We start from the raw sequence: 2415 nt of genomic DNA on the forward strand, positions 1-2415 counted from the left end.
TTTTGTCGGTTCTCACCTGACCATCGCACGATGGCTCACCACGTCCACGACGTGACACTCGAGCCCGAGAACTACACCACCCCATGGGACGTCACCTGAGCTGATGTTCTGGGATCAAGCTGCCCCGGGGGAGTCGCGCTCGATCTCGGCTGATGGCACTCAGCCTGCGCAGTATCAGATCGTCGACGGTCAACAACGTCTAACGAGCCTTTTCGCAGTGATCAAGGGCAAGACCGTGGTCGACGAGGCCTATCGCACAAAGAGCATCAAGATCTCGTTCAACCCCCTCACTGAAAAGTTCGAAGTGTGGACACCGGCATTCGCGAACTCGAGCTATTGGGTCGAAGACGTGTCAGAGATCTTCCGTGACGCGATTTCCGTGCGTCGACGCTACCTGGAGCGCCTTCGTGAAAGTGGCGGGGACATCACGGACGAGATCGAAGTGGGTGTGGAGACAAGCCTCAACCGTGTCTCGGCACTCAACGCCTACCCGTTTCAGGTTGTGCACGTCCTCAGCGACGTTGAGAAGCCGGTGGTGGCTGACGTCTTCGTTCGAATCAACTCGGAGGGTGTCAGCCTGAAGGCCTACGACTACATCCTCACCTGGCTGAGCGTGTTCTGGCCCGAGGGCCGCGACGTCATCGAACGATTTGCTCGCCTTTCGCGAATCACCCCTGAGGTCGCCCGCAGCTTGGTCGACTCAGCGATCACGTGGACTGCGAAGAATCCGTTCATCGCCGTGGAAGCGGGTCAGGTCGTACGTGCGGCGATCGCATTCGGACAGAACCGCGCGAAGCTGTCCGACGCCTACAGCGCCCTCCAGGCGAAAGACAGGGTCACAGGATTCGTCGATGCCGAGCGGCAGCACCGCGAGCTCGGACGCCTTCAGGATGCTCTGCCGGTGGTGACTAATCGCGTGAACTGGACGGAGTACATTCGCGCCATACAGATCGCTGGTTTCCGATCCGGCAAGAACGTCACGTCCGCCACCAACGTGGTCTCGAGCTATGTGCTCTTCCTTCTCGGACGAGAGGAGTTCAAGGTCGAACTCGCGAGGCTTCGAGTGATGATCGCGCGTTGGCTCTTTATGTCGCAACTCACCGGACGCTATACGGGATCGGGTGAGTCTCAGCTGCAGAAGGATCTCGATCTCTTCCGAGACAATGCGATCAACGCGGCCGGATTCGAGCGCATCGTCAACGAGACAATCGGAGCGACACTCACGCCGGACTTCTGGGAGTTCCAGGTCCCGCAGCAGCTGGTGACGAGCAGCGCGTCGTTGTCGCCCGGCTATCAGTGCTACCTTGCCGCCCTCAACATCCTTGACGCGGACATGTTCATGCTTCGCATGAAGGTGCGCGAGTGGATGGATCCCGCCACTCCGGCTGTTCGGGGCCTTGAAGGTCACCACCTCTTCCCGCGCGAGTATCAGCGAAGCACGCTGGGGATTCGGGACAACAAGCGCATCAACCAGGCGGCCAACTTCGCACCAACGGACTGGGACACAAACGGGATCATCTCCGACAATCCGCCACAGGAGTACTGGCCCCGCTTGGTGGCCGCTCGCGGTAGGGACTCGGAGTGGATGAAGCTCCAGCACTATTGGCATGCGTTGCCGAGCGGCTGGGAGTCGATGGAGTACGACGAGTTCCTCTCTGAGCGGCGCAAGTTGATTGCACACGTCATCCGCGACGGCTTTGATCACTTGGGACGCGATGACTCGTTGGCAGCGGAAGCTGTCGCTCCTGAGGGCGAAGCCGAGGCAACCTTCTCGCTAGCTGAGCTCATTGCGCGTGGCGTGCTGAGTGCTGGGGACCTTCTAGATCCAGCCGATCCTGCATGGCAGGTCGACGCGGTGATCAGCGAGGACGGCACCCTGGTGATCGACGACCTCCACGCCTTCGACTCCCTCGATGAGGCAGCGCGCTATCTCGGCGTCACCAACATGAGCGGTTTTGAGTTCTGGGCCTTGGAGCTCGATGATGGCATCACTCCGTTGACCGAACTCATTCGCTAGCGTGCTGCGGGATCGTCGGGGTTCACCGTTCCGTAGGCTGAACCCATGACCTTCGCCGCCGCGATCATCCTGTTCCTGAACGCCGCCTTCAACGTGATCGCGTGGCCGCGGTTCTTCGTGCGGGTGCTGCGCGATCCGCGGGCCCGCGACGCGGGTGGGCGGGCGACGGCGTTCCTGAAGGTGCACGCGGTGTTGTTGGGGATCGCGCTGCTGCTGGCGGCCGCCTCGGCGGTGGCCGGGGTCATCCTGCTGATCGGGTGAGGGGTCACGGCGCCTAGCCCCCACTCCCGTCCAGGAGCTGGGGCCTTGACCCTTGATCGTGGACACGGTGTCGGTTCGGTTATGCCGCTTCCGCGAGGGTAGCGGACGCGGTCGCCGCGTAGGCGGCTTCGTAGGTG

2 protein-coding genes are annotated in these 2415 nt (G+C 61.7%); both read left to right on the forward strand.

Translation table 11 applies throughout. The features are described from left to right. Positions 1-103 precede the first annotated feature (103 nt). On the forward strand, positions 104-2017 hold the full coding sequence (locus PYV02_RS15245) for a DUF262 domain-containing protein (RefSeq protein ID WP_275759931.1): 1914 nt from the start codon (positions 104-106) through the stop codon (positions 2015-2017). 45 nt (positions 2018-2062) lie between these two features. Next, complete coding sequence (locus PYV02_RS15250) at positions 2063-2278, forward strand: SCO4848 family membrane protein (protein ID WP_275759932.1); 216 nt, start codon at positions 2063-2065, stop codon at positions 2276-2278. Positions 2279-2415 lie beyond the last annotated feature (137 nt).

This window comes from Antiquaquibacter metalliresistens (assembly GCF_029211225.1).
GTDB lineage: Bacteria > Actinomycetota > Actinomycetes > Actinomycetales > Microbacteriaceae > Rhodoglobus > Rhodoglobus metalliresistens.